Origin of the sequence: Acinetobacter sp. MYb10, assembly GCF_002980175.2 — a bacterium.
Classification (GTDB): domain Bacteria; phylum Pseudomonadota; class Gammaproteobacteria; order Pseudomonadales; family Moraxellaceae; genus Acinetobacter; species Acinetobacter guillouiae.
Map to the genome: position 1 here is coordinate 1,701,189 of NZ_CP058272.1, position 17,678 is coordinate 1,718,866.

General features: G+C 36.7%; 15 protein-coding genes. 2 read left to right on the forward strand and 13 right to left on the reverse strand.

Annotation, left to right across the window (positions count from 1 at the left end):
• Window positions 1–315 precede the first annotated feature (315 nt).
• The 8 genes from CQZ96_RS07900 to CQZ96_RS07935 form a co-directional block, all read right to left on the reverse strand.
• Complete coding sequence (locus CQZ96_RS07900) at window positions 316–1,332, reverse strand: spore coat U domain-containing protein (protein ID WP_105713057.1); 1,017 nt, start codon at window positions 1,330–1,332, stop codon at window positions 316–318.
• Window positions 1,329–3,827, reverse strand: a complete 2,499-nt coding sequence (locus tag CQZ96_RS07905) for a fimbria/pilus outer membrane usher protein (protein WP_105713058.1) — start codon at window positions 3,825–3,827, stop codon at window positions 1,329–1,331. The genes CQZ96_RS07900 and CQZ96_RS07905 overlap by 4 nt, the downstream gene beginning before the upstream one ends.
• Window positions 3,828–4,631 (reverse strand): molecular chaperone, encoded by an 804-nt coding sequence (locus tag CQZ96_RS07910; protein WP_178283393.1) that lies wholly within the window; start codon window positions 4,629–4,631, stop codon window positions 3,828–3,830.
• Window positions 4,632–4,650: 19 nt separating this feature from the next.
• Window positions 4,651–5,157, reverse strand: coding sequence for a spore coat U domain-containing protein (locus CQZ96_RS07915; protein ID WP_105713059.1), 507 nt, complete (start codon window positions 5,155–5,157; stop codon window positions 4,651–4,653).
• An 11-nt stretch (window positions 5,158–5,168) separates the two neighbouring features.
• On the reverse strand, window positions 5,169–5,723 hold the full coding sequence (locus CQZ96_RS07920; RefSeq protein ID WP_105713060.1) for a spore coat protein U domain-containing protein: 555 nt from the start codon (window positions 5,721–5,723) through the stop codon (window positions 5,169–5,171).
• A 60-nt stretch (window positions 5,724–5,783) separates the two neighbouring features.
• Complete coding sequence (locus tag CQZ96_RS07925; RefSeq protein WP_105713061.1) at window positions 5,784–6,320, reverse strand: spore coat U domain-containing protein; 537 nt, start codon at window positions 6,318–6,320, stop codon at window positions 5,784–5,786.
• 420 nt (window positions 6,321–6,740) lie between these two features.
• On the reverse strand, window positions 6,741–7,061 hold the full coding sequence (locus CQZ96_RS07930) for a hypothetical protein (protein WP_228722786.1): 321 nt from the start codon (window positions 7,059–7,061) through the stop codon (window positions 6,741–6,743).
• Between the two features lie 1,396 nt (window positions 7,062–8,457).
• Window positions 8,458–9,291: a helix-turn-helix domain-containing protein gene (locus tag CQZ96_RS07935; protein ID WP_105713063.1), complete on the reverse strand. Its 834-nt coding sequence runs from the start codon at window positions 9,289–9,291 to the stop codon at window positions 8,458–8,460.
• Window positions 9,292–9,442: 151 nt separating this feature from the next.
• Between CQZ96_RS07935 and CQZ96_RS07940 the strand changes: the two genes are divergently transcribed.
• The gene (locus CQZ96_RS07940) at window positions 9,443–10,015 is read left to right on the forward strand and encodes a GNAT family N-acetyltransferase (protein ID WP_105713064.1); all 573 of its coding nucleotides are present in this window, start codon (window positions 9,443–9,445) and stop codon (window positions 10,013–10,015) included.
• A gap of 161 nt (window positions 10,016–10,176) precedes the next feature.
• On the opposite strand, the gene CQZ96_RS07945 is transcribed toward CQZ96_RS07940, so the two are convergent.
• The 5 genes from CQZ96_RS07945 to CQZ96_RS07965 all read right to left on the reverse strand — a co-directional run bounded on the left by CQZ96_RS07945 (window position 10,177) and on the right by CQZ96_RS07965 (window position 15,449).
• Entirely contained in the window at window positions 10,177–10,533 is a 357-nt protein-coding gene (locus tag CQZ96_RS07945; RefSeq protein ID WP_105713065.1) for a DUF1304 domain-containing protein, read from the reverse strand.
• Between the two features lie 65 nt (window positions 10,534–10,598).
• Complete coding sequence (locus CQZ96_RS07950; RefSeq protein WP_105713066.1) at window positions 10,599–11,576, reverse strand: zinc-binding dehydrogenase; 978 nt, start codon at window positions 11,574–11,576, stop codon at window positions 10,599–10,601.
• Between the two features lie 9 nt (window positions 11,577–11,585).
• A complete protein-coding gene (locus tag CQZ96_RS07955) occupies window positions 11,586–12,188 on the reverse strand; it encodes a TetR/AcrR family transcriptional regulator (RefSeq protein WP_105713067.1) in 603 nt (200 codons plus the stop codon).
• 154 nt (window positions 12,189–12,342) lie between these two features.
• Window positions 12,343–14,547, reverse strand: a complete 2,205-nt coding sequence (locus CQZ96_RS07960) for a TonB-dependent siderophore receptor (RefSeq protein ID WP_105713068.1) — start codon at window positions 14,545–14,547, stop codon at window positions 12,343–12,345.
• A gap of 287 nt (window positions 14,548–14,834) precedes the next feature.
• Window positions 14,835–15,449, reverse strand: coding sequence for a MarC family protein (locus CQZ96_RS07965; RefSeq protein ID WP_004722279.1), 615 nt, complete (start codon window positions 15,447–15,449; stop codon window positions 14,835–14,837).
• 698 nt (window positions 15,450–16,147) lie between these two features.
• On the opposite strand from CQZ96_RS07965, the gene proP reads away from it, so the two are divergent.
• Window positions 16,148–17,629, forward strand: a complete 1,482-nt coding sequence (gene proP / locus CQZ96_RS07970; RefSeq protein ID WP_056516445.1) for a glycine betaine/L-proline transporter ProP — start codon at window positions 16,148–16,150, stop codon at window positions 17,627–17,629.
• The last annotated feature ends 49 nt before the right edge of the window (window positions 17,630–17,678 follow it).

The following is a 17,678-nucleotide window of genomic DNA, read 5'->3' on the forward strand; positions in this document are numbered from 1 at the left end:
AATTAAGACCATAAAAGAATAGTCAAAAAACAAAAAAAAACAAATATTATGCCAATACCAACATCTTTAAACATCCATACAAACTATTTTAATCTTGAGATATTTCACATAAAAAATGTATAATAAATAATAAAATACACTTGTATATGTATAATAATGAATTTTAAGAATGGGTTTTAATAAGGCAAAAGGTTCGCATATTTTTATAAAAAAACATAATTAAAGAGAGTTTTTATTTAATATCGATAAAAAAATAAACTATAAAATTATCATTTAATAAAGCCATGATAAAATCATTATCATGGCTTTATATCGTTAAAACTCAACATTTACCGTTATTGTGTCTGAATAATTACCAGCAGGCAGACTTGGTGAATTAGTGTCCAGAACTTTTGCAGTAAAGGCAAAACCCTGTTGATTGGTATTATGCTGACCCGGGTTCGTTGTCGCCTCGAGACTTGACCAGCGTTCATTGCCGATACTGCCCCAACGTTCCGTCGTTGCATTTTTATAAATCTCATAACTCAAATAATTGTTACCCGTTTCAGATTTCATTGCACGTTGATTACCACTTTGTGGATAGAGACCATTATTTAAACTGACATGATAAGGTGTATATACTGAGCAACGTACGCCTAGAGAAGTTTGAACTGGTGTAAAGACATCTGCAAAAGGCGATGTTCCAAAATTAACCGCATTGGTAGAAATACGACAATCTGCTGAAACGTCAATATATAAGTTTAATGTTGCATCAATACCTGTACCCCAATTAAACCCGATCCCCAAAAAGCCTCGGCTAAAACCAGGACTTTCATAGTGTGTAGCCAAAGCACCTATTCCAAAACCAGCTACAGAATAATACCATTTGACTTTAAATGGCGTTTCAGCTTCGTATCTTCCTGGTGATACATTTTGCCCTGCATTAATTTTCGCCTTAAAGAGTAGTGCACCATCTGGTCCACTAAATAAATTAATCAGAGAAAAACCACCTATATCTACTTCTTTGCCGAGATTGATTGCTGCATTAGCGTTATCTAGATAATCTACTGTAAGAACCTCACCAGACCCAGCATTTTTATAACTTACTGGCATTTGATCAACCCGATATTTTATATAATTGGTTGTTGCAAAGGTCGCAAATGCAGTACAAGCCAAACCTGCTCTAAACTGATTAGATTGCGTCCCTTGCTCCGCCAATGTCATAGACGAAATCGTACCCATCGTCACCTTACCACTTGAGGTAATAACACAAGCAGCTTGACTCTGAGCTGTAATCAATATTAACCCAGAGAATAATAGACCTGCGGGTATTATTTTTTTTAAAGTAATCATGGTTGAGCCACCTCACGACAAACAACTGACTTAATCACCGCGATCTGTTGTTGCGCTTGTTTTAAATCCAACGAAAAGTTTGCTTCACATATGCGCTGATCCGGCAGTTGCACTCGAATGCTATTCTCTGCACTCAAATCTTCAAGATAAGCAATCCCCTCCATCCCCACATAACTCGATTCTTGATCGGCACGATGTACCACCGCACCTATTGGAACCGCTTGTCCATTGCTTTGCACTAAATACACATTCGCCGCATAAGACTGTTTGATTGGGAAGCCAATCACAACACCTGAACCTCGTTTTGCCGCAATCCGATTTTCAACTTGGGTTGCATTAAAGTTTGAAGGTAAATCGATTGGGTCAATACTATATTTAGCCGCGTAATAAGGCGTCACTGACGGTACAAATACATAGCCCTTGGCGTTACTACGACCGACCAAGCTGTTTTCATAATGCACTGGAACATCTGCAATTTTGTTGGTATCAATCAAAGCAAATGACTCGCCCAATCGATTGGCAACGAAAACATTGCCTGACATCAACACCACCGAACCTGACAGTCCAAACCAATAGTTGTAGTCATTGGCACCCGACATGCCGACATCGGTATTAAAATATTGGTTACGGTAGCTGACACGTGCCTGATTAAAGTCATCGCTGTTTTCATTAAAACGTCGACTTAAATCAACACCAACACCACCTGCCAACGGTGCACTACGGTTATAGTTGATATAAGCATAATCACCACTGGATTGTTGGCTATAACCTAGACTGGCAGTGGATCTGCTTTTGGAAAATGGAACCGATAACTGAAATGCTGCATTCCACTCTTTTTCCACAAAATCCCGATTGGCACTTAATGACACCGTTGCACCACGCATATAAGACGGGAGTATCGGTGCCCACGACAGATTCATCAGTTTATTTTTAATGTCGCGGTTCTTGGTCTGGATATAGGCCACCCCAAAAGTCCCTGATTTATCTGTGGCAAAATACGTGTTGGCAACCGAACTTTTATGATTGTTGGCTGAGACCAAATTGCTATATTGCAAGCGTGAAAGATCATAATAATCCTGATCACGTTGGGTATGATTGAGACTAAATCCAAAGCGTTGCTGGTTATAGCTATAGCCTAAAGTATATTGATTTCCCTTGATATTTTGGCTATTGATCCGATTAAATTCACGGTCTGCCCAACTTTGAGTTGCCGAACCACTTAACACCCCAAACTGATTCAACTTAAACACTGAACCTAGCCCAACCAACTGAATTGAATCGGAGAGTTCAACTCGTCCTTCAGCCGTGAGCCAGTCGTTAATCCCATAACGCGCATCCGCTGAACTGGCAAATTTGCCATATTCAAAGTTCTTGATCCCATAATCTTCGCGGATTTGTCCCATAGACACCGAATAATCCAATAACCCCGGTTTAAGCAAAGTATTCGAAATATAAAACGGCACCGAGGTTGCCACCTGACGGCCAACACTATCTGTGGTGACAATCACCGCCTCGCCTTTACCATTGATAAATGGAACATTATTTAGAATAAAAGGGCCAGATTGTACATCGGTTGAATTGGCTTTCTGCCCATTAATCAATAAGTCCACGGTGCTCGGTAAGGCCGCTTGTCCTTTAAACTGGGGTAAAGGATAGGTAATCAAATCTGGACGCGTACCAAAATTACGCTGTAACTGCAATCCACCTAAACGCACTGAACTTCCCCAAGCATTTTTACTTCCAGTAATTACATCGCCGGCTAAAAGTGAAACTACCCGGACTGGGTCATCATATTGCCAAGTGGTGTCATAGCGATGATAACCATCGCTGTTCTGATTGGATGAGTCAAAATCAGTTTTGCTATAAACCCCTGAATTTCTCAGTACCCCATAAGGTGAGAAAAAGCGTTGTTCTGTAAATAATGTACTACTATAGCCACCATTCTCTGGGCGGTAGGTATAAAAGTCATAGTTATTTAATAAACCAATACCCGACTGCGCTGTTTCAGGTTGATACCATGAATCCAAGCCGCGTATCTGCACCGGCATCCAGCTGGCAGGAAGATCTAGACTAAAATACTGTTGCGCTGAATTGTACTCATACTTCAATTCGGGAATCTGATTGAGGCTGACCCAATCCAAAGCCTTGCCCGAAAAGCCTAAAGTAAATACATCCAGATCGGTCAGGTTTTTTTCTGACTGTTGCTGAAGTGCATCCGCAGGCAGCTTAATCTGCAACTCATCCAGTTTCGATTGCTGGATAAAGTAATGATCTCCTTTGACAATGACCGGGATTACTTGTCGCGTCGAATATTGATTGATCACCAAGTCCAGATAGAGCTTAAATAAGCTATTCACTTCTGAAACATCTCGCGGTGGTGGTGGTAAACCATTTGCATAGACATTGCAGCTCAGCAATGGGATATTTGCGACCAATATCAATGTCAGGCTTTTGCATAAAAAAGAAGGGGTATTTAACCCTGATAAATAACGCATTTATCCTCCCCCTCCTTCTTTTTTAATCTCAACCAATTCCTGTTTCACCCCTGAACTGTCAACCCCATACAAACTACTTTGACCACTCAGGCTGTTGAGTAACTTATTGTCCAGATCAAACTTCATGGTGCTGTTTGCCAACACATAACCAAAGGCGGTTTTGCCAAAAGCCATTTGCTCTGAAGTCGGGGTTAATTTAATTCCTGAAAGCCGCGAAAATTTTGAACCTGTATTTTTAATATAAAGTTCAGGTTTGCCCTGTTCATTATTTTTGACCCACCAACTTAATATCGGTTTAGCCAAAGGATTTTTTGCATTGGTTTTTTGTGAAACTTCAGTTAAACCACTGCCAAGTCCTTTGCCATAGCTAAACAAGGGAATGGAATAACGCATCTGAAAGCTGACCGTTGATGTTTCTTTATTCGTTTCTGGATTGAGCTTAATCGGTAATTCATCGACAATAATTCGATAGGCAAGTTCTTTTGCATCAGGTACAGCAGCTGAGCGAGTCAAACGCAACATATGCTTTTCACCCGCCTTAATCTTCGCCACTGGCGGACTTGGAATAACCTCAGTTTGCTCCGCATAAGCATCTTGTTGATGATTCTGATCCCATTTAAATACCCGAATCTGTACCATGGCATCAGAATTACCGGTATTTTGTAGCCACACCGCAGAGGCTTTTTCATTTTCTTCGATTTTTGGATAGATTGGCCAGATTAAAAAAGTGGCCTGTGCGAATACCGGTGAAGTGACCATCAATATCGCGGCCGCAGAGAAAGTTCTGCCCGACCATATTTTCATTTTATTTAAGCTCATAGAATCACCATGTAATCGTAATTGCGACCGTATCTTTATAAAGGCCTGCTGATCGTGGTTGATTGTTATTATTCAAGTCTGCAACAGCGTAGACTGCAAAACCCAGTACGGTATTCAGCGTAGTGGTTGGTATCAGCGAGTAAGTACTCCCACTGGCATATTCACCTTGCAAATTACTGTCCTGATAAAGCTGATAAGGTACAAACTCATTCTGCTGGGCATGTTTCATTCGCCGAGAATTATTTGAAAAGTGATCACCACCATTCAACATCACCTTTACCGGTAGCCGTGCAGTACATTGGATATTCCAACTTTGTGTTGTATTTATCACTGATTCACTTAATTTTCCCTGCGCCACAACAGGATGACGACCAAAATCAAGTAACTGTTCGACATTACTTAACCCACAGCCATTGGCAATACGTGCTTGAACCGTAAAAGTTGCTTCTGTTTCAGCATATCCCCACTGCACAGCCAACATCAGCAGAACACTTAAACCTATTTTTTTCATGATTTCGTTCTTTAAAATTCGATGGTAATTGGAATAGTGTCGGTATATTGCCCAAGCGATACTGACCGACCATTATTAACAGTTTGACCCATGAGATTAAGCGTTTGCGGCTGACCATTATTGGTCAAGGTAATTGATTGATTAGGCTTGAGTGCTTCGCGAGCAGTTCCATATAAGATGTTGTAGGCAAGGAAATCTGTGCCATTACTGATGGCACGAAAATAATTTGCGCCAAAAGGTGCTGGAACCTTGCTGTCATTTTGCCCCGCACCAAAAGTAACTTTTATTGGAGCATTGCCAGGGCATTGAATGGTCAAACCTGATGTAGAACCCTGACTTAAGCTGGTCTCAATCACCTGATTAAATGCAGCTGTGGTTTCACCAAAATCCAGCTGACCAAAATTCAGACCATTTGTTGCATTACTGACAGACTGATTATTAATTTCACATGAGGGTTCTAATTCAATCTGCACATTTAATCTAGCTGCTAACTGTGCAGCACTGGTGAATGACGAAATAAGACTACAAACCAACAATCCCACGCATTGTTTAAGCAACAGATGCATACGTTCCTCCTTAAAACAGGCTTGTTTAATAACAAACCTGTTCACTGTTACGTATACCAATTAGAAATTAACAGTCACCAATAAAGTGTCTGTATAATCACCCTGTGCTTTTGCAGTACCGCTATTTGCAGCAACAGCACCAAAGATTGGAATTTCTTGAGCTACGCCTGTCGCAGCAGTGAAAGTCTGAGGCGTATTGATTGCATATGGGTTGGTACGTGCAGCATCACGATAAACGTTATAGCTGACTACATCTGCAGCAGTTGTATGTTTAAGACTACGATCAGCGCGTTGACCACCATCAATTGCAACAGTAAAGTTAACATCTGTTGTACCATCACATTTCACATTGAGATGGCTGCCCGTACCAGATGAAGCAACTTGTGCAGTAAGGGTATTGGTCCAAGTGCCAGAAGTTTTACCAAAATCTAATGTACCAAATTTGTTGATATTGCCATTCACTGTAGAACCTTCAACAGTACAACCTGTTGAAACATTCAGTTTTACATCAACCTGACCCGTCACTGCTGCTTGTGTAGTCGCGATATACCCTGTACCCAATAAAATAGTAAGGGTTAGTTTTGTAAAAATATTCATATTTAATCCCATGATGTGTATTATTTATTAACTTTTACACCAGAAGTGTGAAAGCATTTACATAATTACATGTGATAAATACGCGTTCAATAAATACACTAAAAAACACCATCGATTAAATATAAGTTTTTATATTTTAAAATAATTTTCCAAATCAATATGAATTAAATTGCACTAAAGATTTAAACATATAAAAAAACACTAAAATAATTAATATTATTATAGATATATGCTTATATAATTAACTACAAACCCAAGATTTACAAACATACTGAGCAAAAAAAACCCATTCAATTTTTAGGGGGAGAATGGGCGACGATATGGCATTATAAAATGCTGATCGAAAACTTTTAATTGACAAAAAGATAAAATTCGTCAATTTAAATTTCAATATTTCAATATTTCAATTTAAATATAATTTTATAAAAATTTATCACCTTCTTGTAATTCAAATAAATTTTGCTCTTCCACTCTCAACGAAATATGCAAGCCTAATGCAGCAACGGAATTATAAATAAAATCATTTTCCATAATATCTAAGTAAAAATGACTTTCCCTGCTTACTTCCTTATAAAGCCATTTGAGGTCATTTCGATCATCTTGGATACAACTCTTTTTAAAATCACCCAGTTCACAATCAATCTCTTTCCTCAGCATTTGAATAAAATGCTGACGAGATGCCTGATTATTTACTGCATAAAAAAAATGAGAGTTTTCACCCATTCCTTTATGAAAAATCATTTCATAGATCTTTATCATACACACCCACTATTTATGAGTAGAGTTGTTTATCGCTCAATAAGTTGATGAAAAATTTTCCATTTCAAATTCGTGGGTATTATTTATCACCAAACTTATAATATTTCAAAGTTAAGTATTTAATTTCACTGAATTAAATACACAACAAACATAAAGCAAGTGTATAATTATTATGAAATTATTTACTACCAACAATCTATTAATAGTCGGTATTTTGAGTCAATATATATCCTATTTCATCAAAATAAAAATATGTTATTCTATGAAAAAAAATAAGACCAATTGTAAATTAAATAAAAGAAACCTTTATTTATCTATATTCCAGATAAACCAAAATAAAAATACAAAGCAATAGATTAAATTTATATTTTTTGAGAACCTAATCATATAAAATAAAACACCAATAGCCAAAAAAAATAAATCAATATATAAAAGCAAAAATCTAATATTAATAATAAAAATATAACAACTATTATGTGATGATTATTTTTAAACATATTTAACAACAAAAAAGAAAGATAAAATTATTCAAAAAAACATCATAAAAAATCAAATAAATATTCACCAGATTAATCTTATTATTTAAAACAACAAATACTCACATAGAATAACTAAAAAACAAAAAGCAAGCCTTAACTTTATCTTTAAAAATTAAACACCCATATCGACTAGAGTTTTATTTTAATAAAAAATTTGATAAAATCAGGTTTTAAACCACTCTCTTAAATATTTAACGATGAAATATGAGATTAAAGAATGGAACAATCGTACTGTTTTTATATTTAAAAATCACATAAAAACATTTTAATAATTCACTGAAATTATTGATAATTTAATACAACCAGATCATAAGTCTGAAGTTGAGATAAAAAGTTGGACAGAAGCTTTTATTTTCAAATTTTTTATGCTGATGATTCTTGGTTTTCATTTGAATTATATCCATTTGACAAGCAAAATAAATCTGATTTAAAAAAATTAAAAAACTTAATGGATCAGTTAAGCGCATATTCTTTTTAAACCCAATGATGAGTCTGGAATATTTTTAAACGTAATCTCAGTGATATAAATGATCAAATCATTTTCACGAAGAGTATTAATCAGTCATTTGTAAGCTGCGTGTACATTATCCATCAATTTGATTTACAAACGTTCTCATGATGAAGTAGATCAAGCATTAAAATTGATAAGAATAAAATTTTTACCCATTCGTTCACGTCCATAGATGAAAAAATAAGCATGGAGAGTGAGTCAGATTGGTATTGGACGTTCCTCTCGCGTTGGGAAAAGACGAGGATCAGGGCGCTTTTGTGTTGATCTATACTTTTAAAAAGAACTTATAAAAGAAGCCTATTCAAAATATCACGTTAAAAATCTTATCTTAATTGTCTTTTCGATATTGGCGTAGCGTATAGCCTGTATGCTTTTTAAAATAACGACACATATAGGAAGCGTCATTAAAATGCATCTGGTCAGCAATCACTTGAATTGAGAGTGTATTCATTTTAAGTCGTTGTTTAAGATTAACAATCACCAGCCGATCTATCAGCGTTTTAGGGTTATCATTAAAAATTTGCTTACACAATTGCGATAAATAGTAGGGACTAATGTTTAAGGCTTGTGCATAAAACAAAACCTCCCGTTCAGCGTGACAGTGTATTGCGATCATTTCCCAAAACTTCCAACATAATCTTTCTTTTCTTGTGTACTCATTCTTGGCTAAGGTCTTTTTGTGATCGACGATTTCAGACAGTACCAGAAAAAAATTTTGCAAGTGATTGCATAATAATGTGCGCTGATACTGTTCTGTGGATTTAATAATAAAATCGGTTTGAGATTGCCATATCTTGATTAAACCTGCCTGTTCGGTATTGGGGGAAAAATGTGGCATTTGATTGAGATAAGCAAATAAAGCGTTTGGTAAAACAGCGGCAACTTCAGCAGCAAAATGACGATTGAATATACAATAATTACAAGAAAAATCAGCCGATTGGTTTTTTATAATAGTCAATGAATCTTCTGCAAGAACCAAAAAATCACCTGCTTGCAAATGGTAACTTTTAAACTGAATGCTTAAATCAGCATGGCCTTGTGTAATAAAAATAAGTGAACAATATGCTAATAGCAAAGGCTGGTTTAACGAATCACTTAGATGACTTGTTCCCCATAAATAATCTTTTGCATTTTGACGAAGATAATTTAGATCACTTTGCATTTTGAATAAAATTTATTAAATATTTGCCTAATTATAATGATTTTGTTTTTAAAAGTACCGAAATTGCCAAAATATGCGCATAGGAAACAGTCCCTAAAATGCCTATAGTCCCTTTTGAAATACTATAAATTTTATAAGAGGCTTTAAAAATATGATTTTGACAACTGAACGCTTAGTTTTACGACCTTGGCATGAAAGTGATGCAGGGAGTTTATACGAATACGCAAAAGATGAACGCGTTGGGCCAATTGCGGGTTGGCCTGTACATGAAAGTCAGGCACAAAGTTTAGAATATATTCAGACAGTTTTTGCACATGATGAAGTCTATGCGCTTGCGAAAAAGCAAGACAATCGAGCCATTGGCATGGTCGGTCTACTGATTGGGCAAGACAGTAATTTTGATATCGCTGATAATGAAGCAGAAGTTGCTTATTGGATTGGTGTACCCTTTTGGGGAAATGGTTTTATACCTGAAGCGGTTAAAGCAGTCATGCAACATGCCTATGAAGATTTGCAATTACACGCTTTATGGTGTGGTTACTTTGCAGATAATGAACAGTCACATAAAGCACAAGCAAAGTGTGGCTTTAAGCATCATCACACTGAAACAGATAAATATAATCAGTTTCTAGCGGATTACCGTACAGAGCATATCAGCTATTTATCACGTGAAGAGTGGGTCAAATTGCCTGCACATTACAAAGTAAGGAAATACATGGATTAGAATCAATTAAAGTTAACAAACATCAGAGATATTAATAAATAAATTAAGATCATCTTCTGAACGATTCATATGAAGCGAGAGAGCTTATTGATCTCTCTGATGCAGCTATGTAATTAAATTTTTTGAAGAACTTTAAGTAAGGGCGAGATTCGCCCCTTACTTTAGTAATTCAAATTCACGATAAGTAATGCCAATGCTGCTGGAATCGCTTGTATGTAAATAATTTTCTTACTTGCCGTTAAGCCGCCATAAATCCCAGCAATCAATACACAGCCCAAAAAGAAATTTGCCAGTGGTAAGGCATAAATTACAGGTGCACATAAAGCCCAAAATAAGCCTGCTGCTAAAAAGCCATTATATAAGCCTTGATTTTGTGCCATGACTTTGGTGAGCTGTGCTTTTTCAGGCGTATTCCCAAATGCTTTTAAACCGTATGGTTTATCCCATAAGAACATCTCTAAAACTAAAATATACACATGTAGCAGTGCAATTAAGGCAATTAAAATTTGTCCAATCATCGTTTTCTTCCTTATTTTAAAAACGCTGATAGATCAGTCTCGCAACTGATCTATGCCAAGTACATTTATGGTTTTAATAACACTTTGCCTTGGCGTGCACCTTCAGTTGCTCTGGCTGCTGCTTGTTGAATTTGATCGAAACTAAATACACCTTCAACAGGCAATACTAATTTTTTCTGAGCCGCTAAAGTCACCAATTCTACAATTAACTCTTTTTTTCGTTCTGCAGACAATTGTTTGTTGACCACACTTGCCCAGAAACCTTTGACTGTCGCTTGTTTAAAAATAAGATCACCTGATGAAATTTGCATCAGTTCACCCGTCATACTACCAAATGAAACCAAGACACCATTTTCACTAAGTAAAGCCAACATTTCACCACTGGCTTTCCCCCCAATCGAATCTACTCCAGCAATTAAAGGTTGATCTGCATGTATCGCTTTTACTTGATCTTTCCAATCCGCTTGATCAGTCGCCACTACATTTTGAATACCTAAACCATTCATTTCTGCAACCGCATCACTACGGCGAACCAAATGAATGACTTTTTGACCGCGAGCGTGCGCGATCATCGCAACAGTTTTACCCACAGCGCCATTGGCTGTGTTTTGGATAAGCCACTGATCTTGTTTTAAATCAATAAAATCTAACAACATCAGTGCACTAATTGGCATACCAATCAATTGTGCAGCGGTTTCATCATCTATTGCATCAATTAAAGGCACAACACCATGCGCAGGCGCAATAAAGTATTCCGCCCAACTGCCGTGAACCGCGGCAACTGCAATACGTTGCCCGACAGACACTGCATCGACACCTTCACCGACGGCATCAATCACACCAACCGCTTCGCTTCCCCCAATTGCAGGAAGTGTCGGCTTATAGCCATAACTTCCTCTCACCGTCCAGACGTCATGGTTATGCATCGGAGATAAAATCATTTTAATACGAACTTCGCCCGCTTTAGGCTCTGGCTTTGGCATTTCTGCTGCTGCTAATACGTCGACAGGTTCGCCAAAAACTTGATGAATAATACTTTTCATTTGTTATTCCTATATAGGTTTTAGTAATTGCTGTGTGGTTTCTAAAGCCAAATAAAGTGGCTGTTTGTTCTGTGCTAGTTTCGCCAATAAAGCTGCGCCTAACCAGAGTTGATACATGGTTTGTGCCATTTTCTCAGGCTCAATATGTTGTGGAATTGAGCCATCCTGTTGTCCGTCACTGAGTAAATTTGCAATGCGTTCTGTCAGCTTGCTTACACCAAAATTTAAAATCTGACGCATATCTTCCGATAAGTCAGAGACCTCTGCGGCAAGTTTTACAATCAGACAATTCTCAGCCCAGCCTCCCTCGTTATGACATGGGTCATCAATCCATGCTTGCCAAAGCGCGACTAAACGCGCATAAGCACTCCGCTCTTCTTGTAGAATCAATTGATCAATTTTCACTTTATAATCAGCAAGGTATTGCTGTAAAAGCGCACAACCAAATGCTTCTTTGGAAGTAAAGTAATAATAGAACGACCCTTTGGGTACACCGCAAGTCGTTAAAATTTCCTGTAAGCCAACGCCAACAAAACCTTTATGTAATACCAACTTAAAACTAGTATTTAAGATATGTTGTCGAGTCGCTTCACTTTTATCTGATCGTTTCATGCACACACTATAAATCAATAATAGACCAGTCGTCTATAAATTTATTAAAAATTTAATTAAGAAATTTAGTTGAGGGTTTTGAGTGCATTTTAGGGAGTAAATTGGATTGTTATTTTAGCGAATGGCTGAAAATATCAGCCATCCTTCGATTGATTTAAAACTTTGCACGTAAAGTGAGCGTTGCATTTCGAGGATTACCGAAACGAATGTCGCCATAAGTATCAATTTGTGAATAATATTCTTTGTCAAAAATATTATTGATATTCAATGCAATATTCACTTTATCACTTAATGGGTAGCTCGCCACCAAGTTAGCAATCGTATATCCAGGCTGACGATAAGGATGTTCGCTATAACGACCCACTTTCCAAGTACTTTGATAATTTGCACCGCCGCCTAGGATTAAATTATTTGCAAACTTATAAGTCGCAAATAAACGTGCAATATGTTCAGGCGTATCCTCATTAAAAACCAAACCTTGATTTGTAGGATCATTCGCATATTCCGTAGTATTGTATGTGTAGCCAAAACTCAAATTAAGATTGGGGATAATTTCACCACGAATCTCAGTTTCAATCCCTTTACTGATCACCTCACCTGATGCAACATTACAATAAGCTTCGCCACCATTAAATGGGCATTGCCCTTTGGTGCTTTCATCTCGTATTGAGCGATTAATTTGGTTGGTTTTAAATCCTGCAACTGATGCAATTAAACGATCATCCCAAAGCCCTGCTTTTAGCCCAATTTCATAAACATTACCCTGTACTGGATCAAGTAATGTCTCATTACGATCTTTGACATTTTGCACAACAAAAGTATCGGTATAACTCGCATATGCAGTCAATGCATCATTGATATCGTAAGTAAGTCCAAAATATGGTGTTAAAATATTTGATTTCTTATATTCATTGACACTTTCATAATTGCTTTGACGCACACCTGCAATAACTTTGAGCGGATCAATAATATTTAAACGAGTGGTGAGGTAGTATCCTGTCTGACGTACCTGATCAACGCTGGTATTTTGATAACGTGGTGCGATGTAAGGTAACTGATAAGGACTGTAATTTTTAATATTGACGTATAAATAGTCACGTGTCGGTGTTTCCCCTCCACCAACCAAACTATAATCTTCTAGCACTTGGTCCCAACTTGTCCATGCCCCTGTAATATTACTTTTACTGTGATTTGCACCAAATACCAATTCATGCTCACGACCGAATAAATGATATGTCCCTTTTGCAAAAAAATCATAAATATCTAATTTTTGCTCATAGTTATATCCGTACTTATAAACAGTTGCTAAAGCATCATCAGCACTTGTGGTTTTTGGAGCCACGCTCAATGAAGTAAATGCCATATCCATAGCATAGTTTGCCTTCATATAGCTGGCTTTTACTTCCCATCCATTATTAAATTTATGGCTTATATCTAAGAAAGCTTGTCTATTGGTTTTATCCCAAAAATCTCTGTAATCACAACCACAGTTGGAATTATCGATACCTATTTTTTGACCATTGAAATAGTTAGGAATTGTATTTACGGGAACTGCATGTTCACCTTGACGTGAATATCCAATATTCAATAGCGTATTTTCAGTTAAATCACTGCTCACGATTCCATACAAAACATTAGAATCACGAGTAACAGATTTCATAAATGAATCACCATCTTGACCTGCCACCACTAAACGACCACGCACGCTTCCAGATTGATTCAATGGACCAGAAACATCCATTTCTCCACGTACTGTGTTCCATGAACCATAACTGACAGCACCACTCGCCTGAAAAACTTCTGTTGGTTTTTTACGAATAAGATTAATTGCACCAGACGGGTCTCCTGAACCTTGCATTAACCCAGCTGCCCCTCGTAATACTTCAATACTTTCAATGGTTGCCATATCTGGTTTAGATGAGGTGACATTACTTGCATTTACAGCAACACCATCATATTGCAATATATTTGAATTCCAACCATCTCCAACATTAAAGCCTCGGATAGAAAAGTTGGTCCTCTCCGTATTATCCCCTGTTAGTAAAATCCCTGTTGTATTTAATAGTGCATCACCCAAATTTGTCGCACCCATATCTTCGATTTGTTTGCGTGTAATCACTGAAACAGATTGTGGGGTTTCTTTTACACTCAAATCGAGTTTAGTCGATGTACTGGCATTCTTTTTAGTGTAGTTATTTTCTGTATTATTTTCTGCGGTGACAACGATCATGGGTAAAGCATTTGTTTGCTCTGTTGTTGCTTCCGTCGCAGCATAAGCTGTCCCAATCCAACAACTATAAAGTGTAAGATAAATTGCACTTTTAGCAAAGATTCGATTTTGAGAAATCCATTTATTCACGAAATAAAACTCTTAATCTAAATAAAAATCATTATCGTTATATTTCACATAAAAACAACATATATCTCTACATTCCTCCATTATTTTCTAATTCAAATTCGTTTTGTTAGATAAAGCTATAAAATGAACAGCCTTTCAATCTGAAAGGCTAAGAATAAGGTTACTAGATAATATTACTGAATAAACTTTGACATGACGTGATGTGTACTCCCCCACCTTAGCGTAAATCATGTCATTGTATTTATTTGATAATTACCTTAAAAAACATAAAAACTAATAAATAATAATTAATACTTTTCAAGCAAACCAATGATTCCAGTTGCGATCATATCAATCGCAATTGTGCCAATTAACAAGGCAGATAAACGTCCAACAATATCAAAATAGCGATCAATATATTTTGCATGGCTATAACGTAAGTGGTCATGCCCATACTTCATGATCATTAAAATGCCACAGCTAATAAATAAGGTAAAAGCGATCAACACAGCGGATTCGAGTAAAGACATACTCGCTCCTGTTACGACAGCCGCACTGATTGTGCCAGGACCAATCATAAATGGCATCGCCATGGTACTGGCCAAATGTGCAGGTGTTCCTCTCATTTCTCCGATGGTATCCGCGCCTTGAAATACAAAACGATAGCCAATCACTAAGAAAATTAATCCACCAAAAATCTGAAATGATTCAAAACGAACATTTAAATAAGTACTAAAAATGGCTTCACCACCCCATGCAAAAAGCATAAAAACCACATAAGCAATCAAGGCACCTTGGGCTAAACCTTTATTGAATACATGGGTTTCAGTATGGCGAATCATCCCGATCATATAGATACTCATTAAAAACGGATTGAGTAATGAGAAAAACAAAACAAATGGATGGATATAATTTGAAAACATAATGGCTTTCCATAAAACAAAATCAGGAAACAAAATCAAAAAAAGAGCTTACTTTGCTAAAATTGTACTTCTCAACAAGGAGATACTTTGTCTAACTAATCATTAAAATTGTAAATTTTATTAAGATTCAGCAACTTATTTTTACAAAAAAATATTACATTTACTCAAAAAATGCATAACCTTATAAAATTGACTCATTTTTATCTATAAAAATATTTATACAGTTTTTTAGCGCCCATTTAAGCTAGGCACTGGTTATAACTCATATTGCACCCATTAGCATTTGGATTGTTGATAAAATTATACTTAACGGCTGTTTATTGCTTTAGTCATCATCCAAATACCTATTTCTAGTCTCAACATTTTTTAGCATCAGTTTGGCTTTGCGCCCTGCTAAAATAATTCTAGCTAAGCTGACACAACTATTATTCACAGCCCTTTTGATTATTTTATATACGTTAAATTTATTACATAATTGCATCAGATCTCATACATTTTGTTCATGATTACCCAACACATAAAATTCACAAAAAAACTAAAATTATAATCAATTGATATTTATTAAAATTCTATGACATTGAAATCTTAAATGTAACCTAGCGTTATATTTTTTAATCATTTCTGCTCATGATGAATTTTTTTTGATTGTGTTTTAAAGAGATTTTTTAACACTGTCATTCATTAGGATTAAGCCATTTATGTATAAAAGAAAAATCAAACCACTTGAAATCGATGATGTCGAAATTATTGATTATGATAAGACTAAAAAAGCCATTAAAGCCGCAGCTTTAGGGAATGCCATCGAATGGTTTGATTTTGGTGTGTATGGCTATGTCGCTTATGTATTGGGTAAAGTCTTTTTCCCAAATTCATCACCCAGTATACAAATGATTGCGGCCCTTGCCACCTTTTCTATACCCTTTATATTTCGACCTTTGGGTGGATTATTTTTCGGACATTTAGGCGATAAATATGGTCGTCAAAAAATTCTGGCAATCACCATTATTATCATGTCGGTCAGTACCTTTGGTATTGGTTTGATTCCATCTTATGAAAGTATCGGGATTTGGGCTCCTATTTTGCTGCTCATTGTAAAAATTGCTCAAGGCTTTTCGGTCGGAGGTGAATATGCTGGAGCAGCAATATTTGTAGCTGAATATTCTCCAGATCGAAAGCGTGGTTTCATGGGAAGCTGGCTGGATTTTGGTTCTATTTTAGGTTTTGTTGTTGGAGCGGGCGTCGTTTCAATGATCAGCTTTTCCATGGGCGAAGCCGCCTTTGTCGATTGGGGCTGGCGTATTCCTTTTTATTTAGCACTGCCACTGGGATTGATTGGCTTATATTTACGTCATTCTTTAGATGAAACACCGACTTTTCAGGCGCATGCAGAAGAACAGTCACAATCTAAAAAACCGCAAAAAGTGGGTTTCAAACAAATTTTCCGTGAGCATAAGCGCAGTCTACTGGTCTGTGTTGGTCTGGTGCTGTGTACCAATGTCACCTATTACATGCTACTCACCTATTTACCAAGTTATTTCTCACATAACTTAGGCTATTCAGAAAATCATGGTGTTCTGATTATTATTGCAGTAATGGTTGGAATGCTCTTTGTACAGCCGTTTGTAGGCATGCTTAGCGACAAGATTGGTCGTCGCCCATTTGTCTTTGCAGGCAGCATTGCCCTGATTGTCTTGTCATACCCTGCCTTTATATTGCTTGCCACCAATAATGTTTACTTAATTTTCTTGGGTCTGTTGATGTTGGCACTTTCACTCAATATGCTGATTGGAATAATGGCTTCAACCCTACCCGCATTGTTTCCAACTGAAATTCGTTATAGTGCACTTGCAATCGCGTTTAATATTTCTGTGGTGATTGCAGGTTTAACCCCAACCATCACAGCGACATTGGTTGAAACCACTCAAAATATTATGGTGCCTGCCTATTATTTGGTAATTTGTGGTTGCTTTGGGGTGATTACTGCGATTTATCTTAAAGAAACAGCCAACTTACCGCTCAAAGGTGCAAAACCAATGGCCGTTGATACTGAAGAAGCTGAAGAACTTCTCGAACAATATCATGGAAATATTGAGCAAAAAATCGAAAAAATTGATCAAAAAATTGAAGAGTTGCAAGAAAAACGTGATCATCTCGCCAAGCAACATCCTGATATTGATTAATGGTCTTAAATGGGCTTATTCAATAGAATTGTGTTGGATAAGCCTCTAG